Genomic DNA, 23,183 nt, shown 5'->3' on the forward strand with positions numbered 1-23,183 from the left:
GCGCAATACTCAACTCCTTATTTCATTGCTAAATCAAAACGGACTTTGTCAAGCTTCACTTTGCCGTATGATGGATGCTGTCTGCAGCTCACCTTCGCGTCATGTTTGATTGGAAAATGGAATTATTCCAAATTATTCCAAATTATTCTTTTAGTCAGGCAAAATCCGCATCCAGCACGACACGGTAACGCGCTTTGCCTGAGCGGAGGTATTCCAGCGCTTGGTTGACCTGGCTCATCGGAAAATGCTCCACTTGCGGTGCAATACCGGTCCGTGCGACAAATTCCATCATCGTAGCCATCATGGTGGGACTGCCTACCGGTGATCCTGAAATACACTTATGCCCTAAAATCAGATCGATGGCTATAATCGGTATCGGCTCAGTCACCACGCCCAGGATATGCAAGCGACCTCTGGGCTTCAATGTTTTTAACAGCGTTTGCCAATCCTGTGGCACGTTAGCGGTCATAATCAGCAAATCAAGCGAGCTGGAGATTTTCTCCAAGGCGTCTCTATCGTGGCTCAGCACCACATGGTGAGCGCCGAAACCTTGCGCCTCATCAGCTTTGGATTGATGAGAAGTAAATGCCGTCACTTCGCAGCCCCAAGCTCTGGCAAATTTGAGGGCCATATGACCCAGACCACCGACACCGAGTACACCGATGTGGTCAGTTGATTGGATGCCACAGGTTACCAATGGCGAAAATACGGTGACACCGCCACATAACAGCGGCCCTGCAGACGATATGTCGAGTCTATCTGGCAACGGAACAGTCCAGGCCCAATGCGCACGAATACGGTCCGCAAATCCACCGTGGCGTCCGACTATTGTCGGTTCGACTCTAGGACAGAGGTTATTGTTACCAGTCATGCATTCGTGACAATGCATGCAACTGCCGGCGTTCCAGCCAACGCCGACCCGTTGACCAGTTCGCAAGCCCTTGCCCTTACTGTAATCGCCCAAAGCTACGATTCGTCCAACTACCTCATGCCCTGGAATAAACGGATACTGCGACCAGCCCCACTCATCATTGATCATTGCAATATCGGAATAGCAAATACCGCAATATTCGACGGCAACTTCCACCTCTTCCGATCCAAGAGGCCCTGCATCATAAGTAAACTGCTCAAGTTTCTGCTTGGGACCGTGTGTGGCCCAGCCATGAATTTTAGTCACAAGGCTTTCCTCCGAACTATTGATGAATGTTCAACCCGGGAGATCGTTCCAGCATCCTATTTATAAAAGTGCGATTTGGGCTAAGTGCGTCGAAGGTGAATGTAATTTATTAGCAGTTCGACAAACTCCGCCGTTACAGAAAAGTCGTTATTGAAGCCATCCACTCAGTTCTGTTTATCCAGCAGCTATAAAGAAACCTGAATTTATGTATAAAATTCATCACGGCGCCTCCAAGGCAGGATGGCTCACTCCTGAGTAAGTCCGAGTAAATCCACCTATTTCTTTAAATCATTGAGGAGAAATAAATTAATATTTGAATTGAACTCTGCTCGTTTCTCTAAACATACAGAAGGAACAAGTAGATTGAGGCGGACCTCTGGATACATAACTAAACTATGGCATAGCAAATAAACTGACAATAATGCAGATGCATACAATTTTAGTTATCAGCGGCAGGCATTTAGAAGAAAATAATCAGGTGATCTGACTATCTCGTTATGAAGAAAATTGGTACATAAGATTTGGGGCCAAAGTAACCTTATCCTGATTTACTCCTGCCCCAGATTTTCCAGTGTTGATAAGAAGAGGGAATGGGACTTCCCTCTCTCTTTTAATGCCCTATTAAGCTACTGGCTGGTCAGCGCAAATTACGTTATCCCAAGTGGGCGCTTGGCCTACCACTTGAACCGATATATCGTCACCAAAGTTAATGATTATGTTATCAGCATTAATTGTGACATTTGTGACATGACTAGCTACCTCATCACGAGTTAAACCATACCCACTGAGATCCAGCGTATCACCTTCCTGCCCATTGAAGTTGTCAATTTTCCAGTTTCCCAGATCATGGAAAACAAAATTATCTGCTCCCTCTTCACCTTGGCAAGGGTGATCTGGACGTGCGTCAACATTTTTATGATGATGTTTGCCGTGTCCTCCACCATCATTAGGGCTCATGCCGCCATCGTTTCCATTACCACCCTGGTGATGACCATCTTTGCCTCCACCATTATCAGGGCTCATGCCGCCATCGTTTCCTTTACCACCATGTTGATGACCATCTTTGCCTCCACCATCATTAGGGCTCATGCCGCCATCGTTTCCTTTACCACCATGTTGATGACCATCTTTGCCTCCACTATCATTAGGGCTCATGCCGCCATCGTTTCCTTTACCACCATGTTGATGACCATCTTTGCCTCCACTATCATTAGGGCTCATGCCGCCATCGTTTCCTTTACCACCATGTTGATGACCATCTTTGCCTCCACTATCATTAGGGCTCATGCCGCCATCGTTTCCTTTACCACCATGTTGATGACCATCTTGGCCTCCACAATCATCAGGGCTCATGCCGCCATCATTTCCTTTACCACCATGTTGATGACCATCTTTGCCTCCACCATCATTAGGGCTCATGCCGCCATCGTTTCCTTTACCACCATGTTGATGACCATCTTTGCCTCCACCATCATCAGGGCTCATGCCGCCATCGTTTCCTTTACCACCATGTTGATGACCATCTTTGCCTCCACCATCATCAGGGCTCATGCCGCCATCGTTTCCATTAGCGCCATGCTGATGACCACCGTGGCCTTCACCACCTTTGGTTCCACCCCCATAACCACCATGGATCATACTAAGCAAGTCTACTGGTGCTGTACCGCCAGCTGCTGCAGCATTTCCTTCAGTATTGGTTCCATTGGCTTCGGTATTGGCTCCATTAGCTTCGGCATTGGTTCCATTGGTTCCATTGGTTCCATTGGCTTCGGCATTGGTTCCATTGGCTTCGGCATTGGTTCCATTGGTTCCGTTGGTTCCGTTGGTTCCGTTGGTTCCGTTGGTTCCGTTTGTCCCATTAGCTTCGGCATTGGTTCCATTAGTTCCATTGGCTCCGGCATTGGTTCCATTGGTTCCATTGGCTTCGGCATTGGTTCCATTGGTTCCATCAGCATTAGCTGCAGCGGCTCCTTTACCACCACCATGAGCTGCAGCAGCTGCAGCAGCTGCTGCAGCTGCTTCAGTACCAGCAGCTTGTGTACCAGTACCTTGTTGTTGCGCAAACCAAGCTGAACGAGCATCATTTCCAGTTGTTGTACCCATTGTATTCTCCTTATTTTATATAAATACTAGTTGAACAACCTTTGGCACCATGTTAGGAAAAGCTATCTACCAAGCTCATCTCACTCTTCCTTTAATGTATATCAATAGCGGTTGCTACTAGCTGCGGTTGCTACGATCAAAGAACTCATGAAGTAACATCACAACCTGTTTTTACTGAGCTATTGTTTAAAAGAAATTACCTCATGAATTAATTTAAATTACCCCTAGTAATGCAGAAGTAATTTAGTCACTTTGATTTTTAAATTTCGAAGGATTCTCAAGATTGAATAATATTCATCTTGATTATTTTTATGATATGCAAGCAGTTGTCTTGTTATGTATTTCAAACTTCCACTTCAGATTTAATATCGTCATTTCGCACTCCTCAATTTCATCCATTCGTCTACTGATAACGCCAGTTTAGAACTAACAAACATTCTGCTTTTCTTTGATCCTTTGGTTACTCACAAAATGCTACCCCCAACCGCTGACTAGCCTTTGCTGTACCGCTAGAATGAAACCCATCCTTGGCAATAAGTTCATTTCAGGCAATTGCGCAAGCGTAGTAAATCGCTTAACAACATGAACACCAAGAATAAATAAATTTGTTGCATTCCAACCTGTTAATACTTAGGTCTATCAATACTGTTTAATAAAACAATTTGATATTTAATGCCAAGCAGCCATAAATTAAGCTACTTCAACTTATTTAGGTAATCATGCTAGGGAATATCAGAGAGGCTGGCAATAATGCAATTGCATACAATTATCATTGATATGCATTTGAAATAATAAGGAAATAACGCTAAAAGCTTGACAGATAAAAGTGTTTAGCTCATAAACAGGAAGAATAATTATCCATCGAAATAAGAAACTATTAAGCCTAAAAGCTTGATCATTAACTGATCGCTTCAATTACGATGATAATCAATTGTCTCTCCCCGCCGCAGGCGCAGAGTATTACGCCTTTTCCTTCAGTAAAAACGACTTTTCAGCTTCTCATTCGATTTCTAAATCAAATGTGATGAGAGGGCGAGCCGCAGACAGTATCCATCATACATAAGCCCATCCAGTTGTTGTTCGGTGGCTGTTTCAAGCAGGCATGACTGGTATTGCCGCTGCTTCAAAGATGCGACTATCGGCCAAGAAGCACGATGCGATATTGCATTATTTATAGCGCAAAACTTATTACGCTGGCCACAAGCGCGAGTGCTATTGCCAACCGGAACACAACTGAATACAAAGGAAATACTCTACCCATACACATGCCGCCAGAAATTGCCCCTCTTGTTTCACAACCTAAAGCGCCGGTAAGATGTGAACAATCTGTGGCAGTAAAATTCACTGTATCGACATTATGGAGGAAGATATCTCCGGCAGCATGAACACCGGTTCAGTTATTGAACCTGACTGCGGGAGCTTGCTAATCATTCAACACTTGCAATTCAAAGTAGTATCTGATCCTATCTTCTTTGCTCATCTTTTATTACGTACTTACACGTATTTTCTTGCCCAATATATTTCGGTAATCTTCTGAAATGTTAGCGGTTAATAAAAATGGGGAAAATGAGCAAAAATCACCAGATAGAGGGAGAGATTTGCACAGGCGGATATAACTGCCGTGCCAGCAGCAAGTTATATCAGTTTTACTCGTTTCATTCTCAGTTTGTGCCGCTGTTCCGACAACGAAGGATGGAGGGTAAATGTTTAAAGTGGAGGTCAATAATCAAATTACCGAAAATCGACAACCCTGTTTATTTATCGAGAATTTACTTTAAATTCCGTGCTTTAAAAAATTTGCTATCAGTATATAATTTTTACTTATATTTTATATTACGATTAATAGAATGCTAAAACCTAAGCCAGAACCCTTTAAATTTGTTTTCAATTGGCGGCGTTTTTTGGTGCATTGTGCAATTATGAGTGGTTGCATAATGCTCGGTCTGATGACATGGTATTTTGGTAAGCCGCCTAGCATCCGGTTTTATGAGACAAAACAGGAAGAACAATTGGCCACTGCGATAGCGCCCGGTATAGATATGGCGTTGGATATGAGCAGTTCTATAGCCGTGAAACTAGAGCACCCTCTGCAAATTGAGTTATTCAAGGGAAATGTTTATTTTGACATCGATAAAAATGCTCCCAATCAGCTTGAAGCAAAAGTCGGCAATGCCCTCATCAAGGGCTCTGGCGCCCGCTGCAGCATCCATATGAGCAAAAATGGCAATAAACATGTCGCGGTTGCAGATGGGCATATCAAAATCCATCTCGCATCTGGAATATATCAAATCAATGCATTTGAACAAGCCGACTTTAATGATGATGGCATCAGCCAACATCGGCTAATGGCTGATCGAAACATTGCACCCTGGCGCTCACTACAGTAAGCACGTGCAGTAACAATGTGACAATGTGAATAAGAAGCTTAATTTTGCTGCTTAAATTATATATTACCACTATTCGTAAGATTAAAAATTACAATATGAATTAAGAGCTAATTTGCAAAAATACACGAAAAACAGTGCTTGTATCTGGAATTGATCCATTCTGTGACCCTTTCTGTAGTTACATCGTGATATCAGATAAATCAACCAGAAAGAAAAAAGATAAAAAGATGAGATTACAATTCTTAGCGATCACGTGTATAGCATGGATAGCAATAAATTATGGGTCTATATGTTTGGCAGAAGTTACTGAAAAACCAGATAATGACCCCTCTAATTTTATTGATGTATCTCAGGAATTTGTCGTGTGTACTGGGTGGCACGCCCTTTGTAGTGCATCCCCCGACTGCAGAATGAATGGCGATAAGGCTGACTGCGACTGTTTGAGAGTTAATGAGCCCCATATTGTTGCAACGAGTGAGATCCAGGACCTTGTGGCCAAACGCATGACGCTGACTAAGTGCACCAAGGAATATCCTTGTGATGTAGACCAAGCTCCTGTATGTAAGGCTATCAAAGATGGAAAGTATGAAGTGGATAATGTCAAGTATAATTGGGTATCCACTTACTCTTATCGTGGATGGTGCAGTCTTTTGGAATACAAGCCAATAGCGTGTGATCAATACACACCAGACTATACCGGGGATTTATATTGGGCTATCTGTGATGCCGCTCCATGCACTGAAAACCCGAATTCATCCAATTCAGATAAACCGTTGAGCTGTCAGTGTCGGGTAAAGAATACACCGTTTGTGGGCTTTGGCAGTTGTACCGGTGCCAATGGTGGAATCATGTCAAGCTTTCCGTTATGGGCATGGGATTTCCAGAGGAATACATATCCGTTTGCCATGCCTGGCTATGAATACGTACAAGGTGCATGTGCCACATTCAAATCTGATCCATTGCCATCACGATGATCTGAGTTCTGGTATGCACAATAGTAGCAGCATCATTACTCAGCACAGTAGGGACCAAGTACAGAATCAAGAATTCTTGTTCTTGCGAACAATTACCCTAATCGTCATTGGGTGCAATTGATAAAACACTCCGATTTCTCGCTGGCCGTACCTACCCGTTTTGTAATTCCATTCCACATCAAACATGACGTGAAGGTGAGCCGCAGACAGGATAAATAATATGGCAAGGTGAAGCCAACAAAGTCAGTTTTGATTTCGAAATGGAATTAGATGAAACCACCGGCACCTGAAGCAATATTCACTCCATTACTATAAAATTTACACTCCTTCATGCACTAAAGCATGAGGCAGATACTCTCTCAACAACTGGCACTAAATGACAGCGGTTCATACCGGAAGCTCTTAGCAACCGTTAAGCTTCGGTCCTGGTGAGATAATACTCAAGTCTCGCCACGTAGCTCTATGTTGCCGGCGTCGAATCTATGCCACAGTGAACGCTACACCAGCGACAGAAAGCTTCAGATTTCTGGGCGACAGATCAAGTCCTCCACTGCCGAAAAAGTGCACAAGCAAACGACTGCCTACTACCGAGCTGCCAGCGAGCCAGAGCCGCGTCTGCGCGCCAGCTTACTCAACGGCTGCAAGCGAATTCGGCGGCAGATCATTGGTGAGCATCAGATCGTCGATGACAATGCGGCCTTTGCTCGACCCGAATGACGGGCCGAGATTAAACCGTACCGCGACAATGTTAATGAGATTGATGCCAGTACCGTTGTTGGCGAAATCCGTCGTGCGCAGGCGGACGGTTTCCATTTCGTTGTGCCACCCCCCGTCACGCTGATAAGGCTCCTCGAGCCCGCCACCATAGGCACCGATGTTGATGTGGCTCACTACACCTGCACCGTCGCGTAGCGTGACTGTAAAGGTGAGGTCGCCGAGCTCGGCCACAGTGTTCGGGTGCTGGGTGCCCTGCGCGCCGCGGAACGACAGAAATTTGAAGCGCGTGAAATCATTACTACCCGCGGGCACTTGCCATTCGTAGAAATGGTCTGCGTCCGTCCAGTCGAACACGACGCCGCGGCTATTGTCGGAACGCGTGGTGAGACTATCGGTGGCGCCGGCTTGTGTGGCTCCGTTGAAAGGATCTGACGCATCCCAGCCGAAATCCAAGTTGCTGTCGTCAAGACGACCTTCGGTTAAATTCTCGACGTCGAATGCCACCGCTCCACCAGAACTGCTCACATTGGTTGCGGGCTGCGTTTGGTAATCATCGATGATGAAATTGCCATCCGCCGCGCCATTGTGGTATTCGTGAGTGACGACGATGCACGGGTCGTCTGTCGGCACACCGATTGGATGGAAAGACTCGTACTGACGCGCCAAGAAATCGAGGGCGGGAATGTTTCCCTCAACGTAGTGTTTAACGAGCGGTAGGAGATAGCCCAGCAGGATGAGATGAGTATTGGTTTGACCAATCGGGCAAGGACCGGTGAACCAAGAAGATGAGGAAGCGTCGCCGCCATTATGAAACCAGGCGTGCCCAGTTCCCTGCACGACCGTCGACTGCTTGTAGCCTGTGGCTCGGTCAACTAAGTGAAAGGTCTGGCACCGTTCAAGGAAATTGACATTGTCATCGCTGCACTCATCCCCTGCCGAGCCATTCACGTCTGTATCGCCAGAGGCCGTCCACAAGTGATAGTTGGCGTCGTGCGGATTGGCGGTATCAGTACCGCTGAAGTCCGTCGGTAGCATACTGCTGATCAGCCGGATGTCACTACGGCCGTAGTGAGTCGGCGTGGCCGTACCGTCGAAAAGGCGGTGGTAGGCGATCGCCACCCCTTCAGCACCGCGACTGTGGCCGATCCATACGATGCGCCGCGCGTCAACATGACCAGCGAGCACACCGTCAGCGATCGCGCCTGCTTCCACCTGATCGATAAATGCGTCGGTGTGGCCGAGTGTCGTGGTTGCGGCGAACTCTGGCCCAGGCTGGGTGTTGTTGTCATGGCTCATCACCACGTAACCATAAGAGGCAAGATGATTTCCGATATGGTCGTACCAGCGGAAATTATGGCCGTTACCACGGCTGATGATGACGAGAGGCAGTCTCCCCATTGCGGCAATGTTAGTGGGAAAGTAGAGGTCTTCGCCGAGTTTGTTGCCCGGAATGCCGAAGTCCACGGCGACGGTGGAGTCAAGGTTGTAGACCAGTTCGGTGACGGCGTACGGCCCTGCCATTGTGGTATCAGATACCATGTAGAACCCGGCTTCGCCGCTTAGGCCGTCGATATAGTCGCCATCGCTTAAAGATCCGTTTTGGTCGCAGTCAAGCACGATGTCGTAGGGTACGCCGAGGCCCTCTCCGGCGTTGGCATTCAATGTGGAGGCCGCGGCTACTTCAATGGTATTCGCCTGAATCGTTCCTGCACTGAACGTGTGCGTCTGCATTCCGCCGGGTGTCACGTCGACAAGCGCAGGATTGGTAGTCCAGTCGGACGCGCTCTGGTGGTTAACAACATAGACGTCGCAGGTAGCGCCGACGATGGCGGGGAAGCGCGTCGGATCGATCGCCACGTTCACCGGTGCGTCGACGTTAAACGCGCGCACATATGCGAAAAACGGGTATTGCGTAAGAGAATTGCCGGCGAGTTCCGTTTCCGTGATCGCCGCCGCCCCGGACAGCGGTAACAGCAGGCTGAAGGCAACGAACTTGACCTTAAGCCCCAAAAGGTGCGTGTTCATAATTATACCTCCCATGTCGAATGCTCATATCCGAAAGACAGCTGATGTTAATTAGACTTGTTCTTCGGCGGTGCCTTCGCTGTGGGTAGGCGCCAAGATTCCGCAAGTTCCTTTTCCTGCGGGGAGTACTCAAGGATGAGTTCGGCGGCGGTATCGCGCAGCAGTGCCGCAAGATCCTTCGCGACGACCGGCGGATGCGAAACACTGGCAATCCTTGCTTCTGGAAATGCACGTATACCAGCCTTTTCGGCACGTACGCGTTCGGATTCGACTGTATTTGCCGTGATGCGCTCCGGCAGATCCGGCGAACCGAACCAGATAAGTGCATTGGTGAGATCGGTGCTGCCCGGCACAATGCCTATGACGCGACCGGAGACATTGCCGTGGTTCAGTCGCTGTACCGGAACATTGCCCGCGTAGAGCACCGGTTCCAGCTTGTTGCGCGGAACGACGTAAGCCGGGTCGACCTCAAGAACAATGAGAACACCGGTCGACACCATGATGCGCTCCTTGCTCCAGGTGTATGCGTAAGGTGTTTCAAGTGTAAAAGGACGTACAGCAAGGATGTTCTTGATCGATGCAGGCGTTACTGGCAATGCGCGCTCTGCATCATAACGGATAGTCTGAGAGAGACCAAGAATGGGTGTCCCAAAAAGATAAGTAGCGAAAGCAACTGCAAGAAGTTTCATACACGTGCTCCTGTAATAGTCGGCAACACTGCTATTTCTAACTTACAGATTAATTACTTACCAATGGATTATACATAAAAAAGCTGAGCTCGTTAACATTTAAACAGCTGATCAAGTAAACGTCTCAGATTTTTGACGCCCGCTCAGGTATTGATGTGGGCAAGCGTTGCACTTCATAGTTGAATCCGCAACTTACTTTCATAGTATCTACAGTCCCTTGCAGATTGCCGGAGCTCTTCTCGCCGGTATTGCGACCTTGAGTCTACATTTTTTGATCATCAGTCACTTCTATTTCTGCTATCACCAAAGCGTGATCGCTACCAGCTTTTACTGATGCTTCATACAGATACTCGACCGAGCTAATACTGATATCAGGCGTTACATAAATAAAATCATAGCGGCTCATAGTTCTTCGCCATTTATTCCCTCGAATATATGAAATGGCAAGCGGCCCTTTCGGACGCTCCATTCTAATCCTTTGCAGTTTAACGGGATTAGCTTCCAAATATAGCCGAAAAGCATCTTTGAGAGAATGGATAGGCCTGTCTCCCAATAATAGAGGCTCCTCTTTCCACCACCAATCATTTTGCTTAATATCAGGGTGATCAGTTTTAGGGGCATTGGCATCAATACCCAATATCAAGCGAGTTGGCTGAGAAACAAGCCACTCTGCAAACAGCTTGTGAGATTTTGGTTTCAATTCTTTCCAGCTTGCTCCAGGTGGGGTATGAAAACTGCAAGCAGTAATTGCTCCCTTGGTCGTACTAATACGTGCAATCAGCGCCCGTTCTGGGAATGGTAAGCTATTGAGTAAGAAAGGAGTCGATATCTTAAAAGGAGCTTTGCTAAAAAGAGCACAGCCCAACTGCCGAGCTCTACCTTCACTGCTACCAGGTGGTCTTAAGTGGAGAGAACAGGTTGAGTAAGAAAAAAGATTGGTCTTTGTGAGATGCTCAGAAAATTTAGGATTTACTTCTTGGAGGGCCAAAATATCTGGGTTAACTTCATACAAAAAATCAAAGTGGTTAGAACACAGGATACGATTGTTCACGTTCCAAGATGCAAACCTAATTTTCATTATGATGAATACCTCACTCCATTTCTAAATCAAGACTGATATTGTCGGCTTCAACTTGCCGTATTATTGATACTGTCTGCGGCTTGCCTTCGCCTCATTTTTGATTTAGAAATGGAATCAGAGAGTAAAAGCAGTCTTCAGCCTACCTAATAAGTAAGGCTCTAGACTAGCAGAAACGAGCTGTTAGTCTAGAGTTAAATAATTACATAGTTTCTATATAACCGACATTCCGCACCCTTTTCATAACTCACTGATAATTCTTCATTAACTTTTCTGAAAAAAATGGGTATGAAAAAATATCTCAAGAAAATTCAGATAATTGCGAATGGGGGAATGTCGGATATAACAGCCATACTTGAAAATAAGTAGCAACACAATAATGATATTGTTCCGAATTAATCGGACTTTATGGGATAATGGGTTAGCATTAAAGTTACCACTTAAATTTTCAACCAGCTTGTCACTCAACCACCTCCCCGCCTAATGCATCGATTAAATCAGGTAATAACTGCTTCAATTGTTCGGTCATAAGGAAGAAATTGCTATCGAATTGTTCTTCTGCTGATTCAGCGGGTTCTTTTTCAATATCGAGCAGGGTGAGCCGCTTGATTTGCAGGTTTTCATCCAGCACAAAGGAAAGGTTGTTTTCCCATACCATTGCCTGTTTGGTAACTTCTTTGCCTGCTCGGACATGTCTGGTAATTTCATCTGAATCGAGTGGATGACGCTGATAGCTGACCGAGACTTTTTTATCTTCTCTGCTACGGAAAACGCTGTCGCTATCGATGGTAAACGCATGAGGTAACTCATCGCCTGATAGCCAGCGGGTCATGGCTGAAGCAGGAGTTAAATTAGTCTTGATGCGCTTGAGTAGAAGCGTGGGAATCGTTTTCAGGAGAGTTTCAGCAAAGGTATCGGCCTTGGCAATATTCGAGCTATCAATAATGATCCAACCGTCTACCGGATCGATCCAGGCATGGCTTTTTTGCCGCACGACAAACGCGCGCGGTAGTAGCTCGTATAAGGCTGCTTCTTTGATTTCTTTCATCTGTTTACGGCCAACTGGATAGCCCTGCTGCGCTTCCATTTCCACAGCACGTTCCTTGGCACGCTGATTCACGACGGAAGCAGGCAACAATTTTTTTTCAGATCCGAGCGCAATCAGTATTTGCTGGCCTCGCGCATACACAAGGCGGTTTTCTTCCATGCCTGGTGGAATCCAGCCCAGGCTTTGCATTTCCATGCTTAAGCAGGCTTGCAGAGTGCGTCTGGCTAATAACTCTTCCAGCTCTTCAGGCATAAGCTTCCAGTCAGTGATACGATAAATTTGTAAATTCTTAAACCACATAAAGATACCTCTATAAATCTGTTTGTAGACGAATCACGATTTTAAGTGCTCGCTCGTTTCTCGCCGATTTTTCTTGAATTGTGTCGTTGATTGCTGCGCGGTTCTTTGCGCTTCACCCGGTAGAAGTGAATTCCTGAAAATACTCGTACAAAAGAGTTAATTATAGGCATCGTTCTTTTGGGGTACGCTAAATGTGCGGAGAATTGTACAGGCGATTGCTGATTTTGGTTCAACTAATGGTATGCCAAGTTATTCCTTTTCTAAATCAAAACTAACTTTGTCGGTTTTACCTTGCTCTATTATTGATACTGTCTACAGTTCCCCTACCCGTCATTTTTGATTTGGAAATGGAGTTATAATCTTCAGAAAAATTTAAAGAGATGTCAGCAACTTAGCATATTTCCTCGTTGCCCAGCGCTCTCGTCTCGCCTATATTTCCTTAAATCCCTTATCTGCAAATGCTCTATCCCACCCTATATCTCCTCTTTCTCTTCTCTTAGCTGCTGGATGCCGACCTGCTGAGTACAGCAAAATTTGATGCACCTTACCACTTAAGGTGATTTGTCTTGAACAATAAATTGTTTTTATTGTCTCAAACACAATTTAGTCTATTTGAAGACCTAAAAGGCAAAAATAACTTATGCCACAGCCTCATGATTTCATGTATCTATTTTTAGAATAAACTATTTTTTTCTACATTAAAAAAATGCTTGATTCCACAGAAATCCAGCCTATAATTCCTACCCTTTTAGTCATTTTATTAGCGCCAAGAAGTAATAAGGAGGTCATCATGAAAAGTAAAGCGAATTCTTTTGCTAAGGTTGATTTGGTTCATATTCATATCCCAGAAACGTAGCGGCTTTTGATAGGAGTTAATGATGAAAATACGTACCGCCACTGTGCAAAAGAGAACTGAAAATGAAGTTATCTTTGACACCCATCCTGAGATTAGTTTAGATCTTTCCCACGTTGAAGACGCACTCAAAAAAGGTTACAACAGACCTTTCTTGTTGGTCGACAGCAATATTATCCGTAATAAAATTCGCCGCTTTAAAGCTGCCATGCCACGTGTTCATCCGCATTATGCAGCCAAAGCTAATCCGGATTCACGTGTATTAAAAACCTTAATAGAAGAAGGTTCTGGATTTGAAATTGCGTCCATTGCCGAACTGGATCTGTTAATTGGTCTGGGTGTTCCTGCAGCGGAAATCTACTACAGTAACCCGATGAAATCACGTCAATACCTGCAATACGCTGCATCTAAAGGTGTGGAATGGTATGTTCTGGACAGTGTTGAAGAGCTGCGTAAAATCGTCAGTGTCAAGCCAGATGCAAAGTTATATTTGCGCATCGATACACCCAACATCGGCAGTGACTGGCCGCTGGCAGGAAAATTTGGCACGCACCTTGCCGATATCAAAGCAATTATTAACGAAGCGGTCTCATTGAATGCTGATCTCGCAGGTGTTACCTTTCATGTGGGTTCGCAATGCCGTAATCCGCAAAACTGGCGAGTCGGTATTGAACGCGCGAAAAATGTTTTCGCTGACATGAGGCAGGCAGGGTTAAGGCCTCGCTTACTCAATATCGGTGGTGGTTATCCTGTACGTCATGTTAAACCAATTCCTTCTATCGAGGTGATCGCAGATGTCATCAATGCTGCAATCGCTGATCTTCCGGAAGAAATTCGCATCATGGCAGAGCCAGGTCGGTATCTCGTATCGGACTCTGCATGCTTTGTTTGCAGAGTTGTGGGCACGGCCACACGCAATGGCAAGCGCTGGATGTATTGGGATGCAGGTATATTTGGCGGTATTATCGAAGTTAGTGAAGGGCTACGTTATGAGATTTTGACTAACCGCACAGGTAGTAATACGCCATGGTCCATTGCCGGCCCAACCTGTGATTCTGTTGATGTGTTGATGCATGACGAGCTATTGCCAGAAGATATCCAAGAAGGTGATTTCATCTTTATTCCTAACGCCGGCGCCTATACCACAGCCTACGCCAGCAATTTCAATGGCTTCCCGTTACCTGATGTCATCGTTTTGTAGTTTGACTTTATGTATTATTCAATAATAATTACCACAATGCAGTAAGAAATATGCTTCATCCTGGCTAGGCTTGTTGAATTTCTATTTCCCTTTGATAAGTTTAGCCAGCAACCAGTCACGCTATCAGCTGGTTAAATCAATCTAATACAGTATTAAGGACACCTCTAAAAATTCATATTTCGTTACAATACTTCGTTGTTTACAAAAAACGTTTCCTTACCTATCAGTTATAGGCTACTTCAACATTTTTTGTTCTCGCCTTGTCTTGTTAAGAGCGTTTAATTTTCAGAGGCGCCTTTAATTTCATGCCTAAATCAAACATGACGCGAAGGCCGGCCGCAGACAACATCCATAATAAGCAAGGTAAAGCTGCAAAGTCCATTTTGATTGAGACATGGATACGCATTAGCGTACATCTTCGTATGCTTAGCAAAGCAAATCCTCTATCGCATTGGCTTAACTCGTGCAATAGCCTCATCTGCTAAAATATATTGCCAGATTAATATTCCGTCAACTTTATGGCACTAAAAGATCACACTCCCATGATGCAGCAGTACTTGCGCATCAAAGCGCAACATACTGACAAGCTACTCTTTTACCGCATGGGAGATTTTTATGAGCTATTTTTTGAAGATGCTGAGAAAGCAGTTAAGTTGCTCGATATCACACTGACACAGCGTGGCACATCCGCAGGTGAGCCCATCAAGATGGCCGGGGTACCCTATCATGCCGCTGACCAATACCTGGCCAAACTCGTCAAACTAGGTGAATCGGTTGCTATTTGCGAGCAAGTCGGTGACCCAACTACAACCAAGGGACCAGTAGAACGTAAGGTAACACGTATTATCACACCCGGCACACTGACCGATGCCGCTTTGCTCGAAGACAAACGTGACTGTATCGTGCTCGCGTTAGCTTCCCATAAATCAACGTTGGGTTTGGCATGGCTCAATCTAGCTGCTGGCCAGCTGCGAATGCTGGAAACTTCTCCAAATAATCTAATGAGTGAGCTAGAGCGGTTGCAGCCTGCCGAAATTCTTTTACCTGAATCGTTGGATGCGTCGCTAACACTTGATGAATCAAAGAATGCCAAACAACTGCCTGCTTGGCAATTCGACTACAACAGTGCTACTCGCAGCCTGACTAAGCTATTTGGCACCCATGATCTTGCTGGCTTTGGCTGTGATGATTTGCATGCTGCGCTGCAAGCTGCTGGAGCGCTGCTCGAATATGTCCGCCTCACCCAGGGAACCGATGTTACACATATCAAAACAATCCAGGTTGAACGTGAAGGAACCTACATCCGTATGGATGCCGCTACCCGCCGTAATTTGGAAATTTCTGAAACTTTACGCGGAGAAGCTTCACCTACCTTGATGTCGTTACTGGATACATGCTCAACGACTATGGGTAGCAGACTGTTACGACATTGGTTGCATCATCCACTACGAGATTACCGGATCCTGCAGTATCGGCTTGGCAGCGTCTCTGCCCTGATGGAAACTTCTGGGATAACGGTGCCATATATTAGCATCATGGCACATCTCAAGCGTATTTCCGATATCGAACGCATCGCTGCGCGCATTGCACTCAAATCAGCTCGGCCGCGTGATCTTTCCGGCCTGCGGGATAGCCTGATCGCTTTGCCTGAAATTGTAGCCATGACAACCAATATTGCCAGTGAGCACATCACCTTGTTAGCACATGCCATGATACCGGAGAATTCTCTGGTAGAGCTATTGCAGCAAGCATTACTTTCCGAGCCGAGTACGCTGTTACGCGAAGGAGGAGTCATCGCTGATGGCTACGATGCTGAACTGGATGAATTACGAGCCTTACAAAATAACTGTGGCGAATTTCTGCTGCAACTGGAAGCCCGCGAAAAAACACGCACAGGCATTCCTAATCTCAAAGTGGAATATAACCGGGTACATGGTTTTTATATCGAGATCACCCATGTACATAGTAACAAAATTCCATCGGATTACCGTAGAAGACAAACTTTGAAAAATGCCGAACGGTATGTCACGCCTGAGCTACAGGCTTTTGAAAACAAAGCGCTGACAGCCAGAGATCAAGCACTTGCCAGAGAAAAATGTTTATATGAGACCTTGCTGGCGAAACTCAGTGCCTATTCCAGCCATTTACAGAACATAGCGCAGAGCGTGGCAGAAATAGATGTGCTGAGTACCTTCGCAGAGCGAGCTCAATTACTCAACTATACTGCCCCAGTCTTTACGGAGGAAGCGGTCATAGAAATTCAAGCTGGTCGCCACCCTGTGGTAGAAAGTCAGGTCAATCATTATATTAGCAATGATACGCATCTTGGAGTAGGTGGAACTGGCAGGCGACAAATGCTTATCATCACAGGCCCCAATATGGGAGGAAAATCCACTTATATGCGACAAACGGCCTTGATAGCGTTACTTGCTCACTGCGGCAGTTTTGTACCTGCGACACATGCACGTATTGGGCCGATTGATCAAATCTTTACTCGCATTGGCGCATCAGATGATCTGGCCGGTGGAAGATCCACCTTTATGGTTGAAATGACCGAAATGGCCAATATCCTCCGTAATGCTACCAGTCAGAGCTTGGTGCTGGTCGATGAAATTGGGCGGGGAACTTCTACCTTTGATGGTTTGGCACTGGCTTTTGCCATTGCCCGTTATCTACTGACTAAGAACCAGAGTTATACATTGTTTGCAACGCATTATTTCGAACTGACCAGATTAGTCGAAGAATTTGAACAAGCGGCCAATGTTCATCTGGGAGCTGTTGAACATAAACAACACATTGTCTTTCTGCATACGGTTAATGAAGGACCTGCCAGTCAGAGCTACGGTCTGCATGTGGCAGCGCTGGCAGGTGTACCTGCTCCAGTAATCAAGGCAGCTCAAAAAATCTTGACTAAGCTAGAACAGGAAAATATCAGTAACAACCCACAACTTGATTTATTTTCAGAACCAACCGATACCACTATACAATTTTCTGAAACATTTCATCCCATTTTTAGCCATTTGAGTAAACTTCTACCAGATGAATTAAGTCCAAAGGAAGCACTGGAACATCTCTATACATTGAAATCAATGCTGAATAAAGATTGAGCGTTTTGATCTGAGAAGTCTTTATTTCATTTCTAAATCAAACCTGATTTTGTCGGCTTCACCTTACCGTATTATTATACTGTCTGCGGCTCACCTGCGTATCATGTTTGATGTGGAAATGGCATTAGCAGTCTGTTGAAAAACGTATTTATAGCGATAGATGGTAGGAATACACAGGCAAAAAAATTCATACCTGATAAATCAGTAATTTTGAGCCTGTTCTTAACACCGCAGCCACTATAAGATAGTTTTTCAACAACCTTTAGGGTTTATTAGTGTTCATGATGACCATGCGGCCCATGTACATGACCATGTGAAAGCTCATCATGGGTAGCAGCGCGCACTTCCATTACGGTACATTCAAATTGCAAAGCCATGCCAGCGAGCGGATGATTGCCATCAACGACAACAATATCATCGGTGACATCGGTAACCGTATAAATCATCACATCATCGGAATTCTCTTCTCCGCCTTCGAACTGCATCCCTACCTCAACAGTATCTGGGAAAGCACTGCGCGGTTCTATGCGAATCAATTCACTGTCATATTCCCCAAAAGTTTCTTCCGGCTCCATTGCTAAGGAAAGTTGATATCCTGCTTCCTTTCCTTGTAGCGCCTCCTCTACACTCGGGAACATTCCTCCATAACCACCATGCAGATAACTGACTGGTGTTGTGGATTCTTCCATAACCTCACCGTCTAAATTAGACAATTTATAGTATTGCAGCGATACCACGGTATCCTTTTCTATACGCATCTTTTTTTCACCTATATTGATTCTCTTTAATAATGGAGTACAAAAACACAAAAAGGTTTTTAGTACATCCTCACGATCGGTCAAGCTAAGTTGATCCACCTAAAACTGCAACGGTAATGGTGACCATTCCCAGTATAAGATTAATTCCGATTAACAAGCGAATTTGTCCTAGTACCATCCCTGCAGATGACCATTCTTCTCTGGTAATATGATAGTTAAGATTCTTGAATGTCGAGAAAAACACATAAATAAAAATAAGCATCATCACTAGACCTAGCGCAAACATGAGGTGGATGTACAGACGTACGGCCATAAAGCCTCCCATTTGCATGATCATATAAAGGCCGCTTGCCAGGATGAGCCCTACTGATAAAAATACCCATGGAAAAAACCGGCTAAAAACACCATGCCACAGCTTTAATCGAAGAGGAGAGTCAAGCAACTGAGCAGCTGTTGGACGTAACACCATATAAGCAAAAAACATCCCACCTACCCAAATGACCACACCCAATAAATGCAAAAATAATAGAATTTTCATGTGCGTCCTGCTAGAAAAGTAGAATCAGGAACTAGCAGGCTCTGTCAATAATGCACACACAGGAGCAAAGCTGCGACGATGAATGTTGGATATGCCATACTGCTTTAATGCTTCCAGGTGAGCTTTTGTGGGATATCCCTTATGCTGATTTAGACCATAAACCGGAAAATGTATGTGTAATCGCTGCATTTCAGCATCACGTGCTGTCTTAGCCAGTATCGAAGCCGCTGAAATTTCAGCAACTAAACTGTCACCTTTAATGATCGCCCTGGTGGGGCAATTCAATCGTGGCGATTGATTCCCATCAACCAAAACAATCGAGGGAACCAACGGCAATTTTTCAACGGCTCGTTGCATGGCGAGTAAACTCGCCTGTAGAATATTTAGCTGATCGATTTCGGCAACTGAAGCAGATGCGACCGCCCATGCTCTCGCTCGATGCTTGATGACACCAGCAAGGTAAGTACGTTTTCTCTCGCTCAATTTTTTAGAATCAGCCAACCCTTCAATAGTGCAATCTGAGCCCAAAATAACACACGCAGCATAGACTGGCCCAGCAAGTGGTCCTCTGCCGGCCTCATCCACACCACCGATCCAATCAGTCTCATGCATTGGCTTGTCAATAAGCTATCTATGAGTGGAGAACGCCGAAGTCAAAAAGGAATTTGCAAACAAGTGAAGCAGCTTCTATATGTTTCTAGCAGTACACATCAATTCTGCTTCAGTCACAAGCTGATCATCTACCTCTGCTCGCGCCGAATATTTCCAAACGCCTTTGATCTGTCTAGTAATTTCAACTTTCAACATAAGCTGGTCACCAGCCATGACTGGTTTTTTAAAACGTACTCCATCAATCCCTACAAAATAATAAACTTGTGCATCATTTTTTGCAGCATTCTCTGTTTTGAGCGTTAATAATGCAGCTGCCTGCGCCAAAGCTTCGACGATTAAAACACCTGGCATAACGGGATAATGCGGAAAATGTCCAATAAAATATGGTTCATTGATCGATACATTTTTCAGGGCAATAATCTTTTCGCCTGGCTCATACGATACAACTCGATCAACCAAAATGAAAGGATAGCGATGAGGCAAATACTTTAAAATTTCATAAATGTCCATGGCATTCAATCTTATCTCCCTTTTTAGCCTGGATAGTGAATGAGCTATTTGTATAATAGTCCGCTTAATGCTGCCCCAGAGTGCGTATAAATGAAAAATAGGTTATTCCATTTCTAAATCAAAATGACGCGAAGGCGAGCCGCAGACAGTATCAATCATACGGCAAGGTGAAGCTGGCAAAGTCAGTTTTGATTTAGAGCTGGAATTATACCTATTTTCCGCTTGCCTGCTCCTGCTCGGCAAGCGCCTTGATTACGTGATTCGTAATATCGATACGCTGGCTGCGATAGACTGAATCCTGTAACTGCAAGATCAAATCATAACCCTCATTTTCCGCTATTTTTTTAATAACTTTATTGACGCGTTCCAAAATCAAACTATATTCCTCATTTTGACGCATAGTTAAATCTTCCCGCATCTGTTGCTGGGCACGTTGATATTGTCGGCTGATGTTCGCCAGCTCACGTTCCTTAGTTTGCCTTTCTTCTATTGTGGTACTTTTATCATTTCTCTCTAAATGTTCCTGCAATTCTTTGATTTGAGCGGCCATTTTCTTGATGCGCTCATCATATACCAGAAATTCTTTTTCTATTTTTTTTTGTGCTGCGATAGCTGGTGCAGATACCCGCAGGATTTTCTCGGTATTCACCACCCCGATCTTGATCTCTCCCGCCCAGATATTTGAGCTCCCACCCATCAGAAAAATCAGCATGAACAAGCTGATCAACCACTGTACTCGTAACAGTTTACGCCTCAATTACTCCTCCTGCTGAACTAACTAGCCTGGAGTTAGAATGTTTGCCCCAGCTGGAATTGGAATCTTTGTATATCATCACCCTTTTGGTCATTTAATGGTTGTGCCACACTGAACCTCAGCGGACCCATTGGTGAAATCCAGGTAACAGCGAGCCCAGTAGAAAAGCGTAAATAGTTCAGGTCCAGTTCTGACCAATCATTAAAAACATTCCCACCATCAATAAAAGCAGCCAAACGTACACTTTTTGAGTCTTTCATAAAAGGAGCGGGAAACAAAATTTCTGCGCTGCCAACCACACGCTTACTCGCTCCTACAACACTTCCTCTTCTGCCAGGTATTGGGTTGCCATTGGCATCCAATATGGGGTCGCGCGGTCCCAGTGAATTAATATTGTACCCACGCACCGAATTAAAGCCGCCCGCAAAGAAATTTTTAAAAAAAGGCAGCGGCTCACCTGAATAACCATCGCCAACACCTACTTGTCCATTCAGCATCAAGGTGAATATCCGAGTAATAGGAACAAACCATTTCTGTTCATAGCTCACCTTGTAGTATTCCAGCTCAGCAAAAGGCAGGCTAATTTCTCCAAATACTCGATGCGTCGTCCCTGAGGTAGTCCAGATTGCACTATCACGGTTATCACGCGCCCAACTAAGGGTAATCGGAAGATTATTGGTCGAGCTTCCAAACTGTTCGACAAAATCTCTAAAGCGCTGGGGGCTATTGGGTTTAAGATCAATTTTCGTATGTTCCGCACCCAGCCCCAGAGAAACGATATCGTTTTCCGCGATCGGAATCCCGAAGCGTAACGTCGCGCCAGATGTATCCGTATTAAAAACACCCACATTGTTTAAGGAATTAGTGTTCAGGTAACGTCGAAAGATATCAATGCCAAGGCTGACGCCGTTGATCGTCCAATAAGGATTGGTAAAAGAGGCCGCGAATATCTTATTGACACTACCAGTGTTGACATTCACGCTGAGAAAATTTCCTGTGCCAAAAATGTTGTTCTGGGAAACAGAAGCATTTAAAATAATCCCTTCCAAATCTGAGTAACCTGCCCCAAACATGATCGAACCGGTAGGTTTCTCAGTTACACTGACATTGATATCAACCTGATCAGGCGCATCAGGTACTGGGGGAGTTTCCACATCGACACTCGAGAAAAAATCTGTTCGGTCAACGCGTTGCTTCGAACGGTTGATTTGGCTGGTTGAATGCCATGCTCCCTCCATTTGACGAAATTCCCGGCGAATGACTTCGTCTCGGGTCCGATCATTCCCGCTGATATTGATACGCCTAACATAGACTCGGCGTCCTGGATCGATATAAAAAGTAAACGCTGTTTTCCTGCTGTCCTTATCTAGCTCAGGTGAAGCGTTAACATTGGCGAAGGCATAACCCTCATCACCCAATCGATCAGTAATCAGTTTGATGGATTCTGTTAACTTCTCCCGGTTGAAAACACCTCCTGGTTCGAGTTTAATCAGGTTGCGTAATTCTTGTTCTGGTACCAATAAATTTCCAGCAAGCTTGATATCTGAAACCGTATATTGCGGCCCTTCCGTGATATTAATGGTGATGTAAATATCCTTCAAATCAGGCGTAATGGATACCTGAGTAGAATCAATATTGAACTCTAGATAACCACGGTCGAGATAATACGATCGCAATGTTTCCAGATCGGCAGATAATTTTTGTTTCGAATATTGATCATCTTTTGTGAACCAGGTCAGTAATCCCGGTGTTCTCAGCACAAACAACCCTACCAAATCACTATCACTAAAAACTTCATTACCAACAATATTGATATGACGGATTCTGGTCGTTTTACCTTCTTCAATATCAAAGTTAATTCCTACGCGATTACGCTCCAATGGGGTCGTTGTCGTCGTAATCTTAACAGCATATTTGCCGCGACTGATGTATTGGCGTTTCAACTCTTGCTCGGCTTTCTCCAACAAGGCGCGACTAAAGATACGCGACTCAGATAAACCCGCTTGTTTTAAGCCTTCTTTCAACTTGTCTTTTTCAAATTCCTTGGCGCCGTTAATATTAATTTGCGCAATAGCTGGACGCTCCTGGATTTGTACAATCAATAATCCATCTTGTGCCTTTAATTTTATATCCTGGAAAAAGCCAGTTGCATAAAGTGTTTTTATTGCAGCAGCGGCTTTAGTATCGTCGAGAACATCCCCCACTTTTATGGGGAGATAACTAAAGACTGTTCCTGCTTCAGTACGCTGTATCCCGTCAACACGAATATCCTTTACCACGAATGGTTCAATTGCTTCGCAAACAAGCGAATAGAACAAGCAAGAAAGTATGACGAGACACTTGAATTTCATG

General features: G+C 45.0%; 16 protein-coding genes. 4 read left to right on the plus strand and 12 right to left on the minus strand.

Annotation, left to right across the window (positions count from 1 at the left end; genetic code table 11):
- Window positions 1-154: 154 nt before the first annotated feature.
- On the minus strand, window positions 155-1,177 hold the full coding sequence (locus tag BM283_RS00775) for an NADPH-dependent aldehyde reductase Ahr (RefSeq protein WP_090687858.1): 1,023 nt from the start codon (window positions 1,175-1,177) through the stop codon (window positions 155-157).
- 621 nt (window positions 1,178-1,798) lie between these two features.
- A complete protein-coding gene (locus BM283_RS18540; protein ID WP_175491985.1) occupies window positions 1,799-3,280 on the minus strand; it encodes a hypothetical protein in 1,482 nt (493 codons plus the stop codon).
- A gap of 1,919 nt (window positions 3,281-5,199) precedes the next feature.
- Here BM283_RS18540 and BM283_RS00790 point away from each other — a divergent pair.
- Window positions 5,200-5,667 carry a FecR domain-containing protein gene (locus tag BM283_RS00790; protein ID WP_254776059.1) on the plus strand — a complete coding sequence of 156 codons (468 nt, stop codon included), beginning with the start codon at window positions 5,200-5,202 and terminating at the stop codon, window positions 5,665-5,667.
- 293 nt (window positions 5,668-5,960) lie between these two features.
- Window positions 5,961-6,641 (plus strand): hypothetical protein, encoded by a 681-nt coding sequence (locus BM283_RS00795; RefSeq protein WP_139225156.1) that lies wholly within the window; start codon window positions 5,961-5,963, stop codon window positions 6,639-6,641.
- 627 nt (window positions 6,642-7,268) lie between these two features.
- Here BM283_RS00795 and BM283_RS00800 read toward each other — a convergent pair.
- The 4 genes from BM283_RS00800 to BM283_RS00815 all read right to left on the minus strand — a co-directional run bounded on the left by BM283_RS00800 (window position 7,269) and on the right by BM283_RS00815 (window position 12,498).
- Window positions 7,269-9,383: an alpha/beta hydrolase gene (locus tag BM283_RS00800; RefSeq protein ID WP_090687871.1), complete on the minus strand. Its 2,115-nt coding sequence runs from the start codon at window positions 9,381-9,383 to the stop codon at window positions 7,269-7,271.
- 47 nt (window positions 9,384-9,430) lie between these two features.
- Window positions 9,431-10,072 carry a hypothetical protein gene (locus tag BM283_RS00805; protein ID WP_090687873.1) on the minus strand — a complete coding sequence of 214 codons (642 nt, stop codon included), beginning with the start codon at window positions 10,070-10,072 and terminating at the stop codon, window positions 9,431-9,433.
- Window positions 10,073-10,334: 262 nt separating this feature from the next.
- Window positions 10,335-11,150: an endonuclease/exonuclease/phosphatase family protein gene (locus tag BM283_RS00810; RefSeq protein ID WP_090687875.1), complete on the minus strand. Its 816-nt coding sequence runs from the start codon at window positions 11,148-11,150 to the stop codon at window positions 10,335-10,337.
- Between the two features lie 460 nt (window positions 11,151-11,610).
- Window positions 11,611-12,498: a recombination-associated protein RdgC gene (locus BM283_RS00815; protein WP_090687877.1), complete on the minus strand. Its 888-nt coding sequence runs from the start codon at window positions 12,496-12,498 to the stop codon at window positions 11,611-11,613.
- Between the two features lie 878 nt (window positions 12,499-13,376).
- On the opposite strand from BM283_RS00815, the gene BM283_RS00820 reads away from it, so the two are divergent.
- A complete protein-coding gene (locus BM283_RS00820) occupies window positions 13,377-14,552 on the plus strand; it encodes a type III PLP-dependent enzyme (protein WP_090687880.1) in 1,176 nt (391 codons plus the stop codon).
- Window positions 14,553-15,070: 518 nt separating this feature from the next.
- Entirely contained in the window at window positions 15,071-17,659 is a 2,589-nt protein-coding gene (gene mutS, locus BM283_RS00825) for a DNA mismatch repair protein MutS (protein ID WP_254776061.1), read from the plus strand.
- Between the two features lie 272 nt (window positions 17,660-17,931).
- Here the strand turns inward: mutS and BM283_RS00830 are convergent, their stop codons facing one another.
- The 6 genes from BM283_RS00830 to bamA all read right to left on the minus strand — a co-directional run bounded on the left by BM283_RS00830 (window position 17,932) and on the right by bamA (window position 23,182).
- The gene (locus tag BM283_RS00830; protein WP_074906014.1) at window positions 17,932-18,417 is read right to left on the minus strand and encodes an FKBP-type peptidyl-prolyl cis-trans isomerase; all 486 of its coding nucleotides are present in this window, start codon (window positions 18,415-18,417) and stop codon (window positions 17,932-17,934) included.
- An 85-nt stretch (window positions 18,418-18,502) separates the two neighbouring features.
- The gene (locus tag BM283_RS00835; RefSeq protein ID WP_090687882.1) at window positions 18,503-18,955 is read right to left on the minus strand and encodes a CopD family protein; all 453 of its coding nucleotides are present in this window, start codon (window positions 18,953-18,955) and stop codon (window positions 18,503-18,505) included.
- Window positions 18,956-18,979: 24 nt separating this feature from the next.
- Window positions 18,980-19,567 carry a ribonuclease HII gene (gene rnhB / locus BM283_RS00840; RefSeq protein WP_090687885.1) on the minus strand — a complete coding sequence of 196 codons (588 nt, stop codon included), beginning with the start codon at window positions 19,565-19,567 and terminating at the stop codon, window positions 18,980-18,982.
- Between the two features lie 75 nt (window positions 19,568-19,642).
- Window positions 19,643-20,077, minus strand: a complete 435-nt coding sequence (gene fabZ / locus BM283_RS00845) for a 3-hydroxyacyl-ACP dehydratase FabZ (RefSeq protein WP_046851636.1) — start codon at window positions 20,075-20,077, stop codon at window positions 19,643-19,645.
- Between the two features lie 211 nt (window positions 20,078-20,288).
- Window positions 20,289-20,834, minus strand: a complete 546-nt coding sequence (locus BM283_RS00850; RefSeq protein ID WP_254776062.1) for an OmpH/Skp family outer membrane protein — start codon at window positions 20,832-20,834, stop codon at window positions 20,289-20,291.
- 32 nt (window positions 20,835-20,866) lie between these two features.
- Window positions 20,867-23,182 carry an outer membrane protein assembly factor BamA gene (gene bamA / locus BM283_RS00855; protein WP_090687888.1) on the minus strand — a complete coding sequence of 772 codons (2,316 nt, stop codon included), beginning with the start codon at window positions 23,180-23,182 and terminating at the stop codon, window positions 20,867-20,869.
- Window position 23,183 lies beyond the last annotated feature (1 nt).

The organism is Nitrosomonas sp. Nm34, from assembly GCF_900113925.1.
In the GTDB taxonomy this organism is placed as follows: Bacteria; Pseudomonadota; Gammaproteobacteria; order Burkholderiales; family Nitrosomonadaceae; genus Nitrosomonas.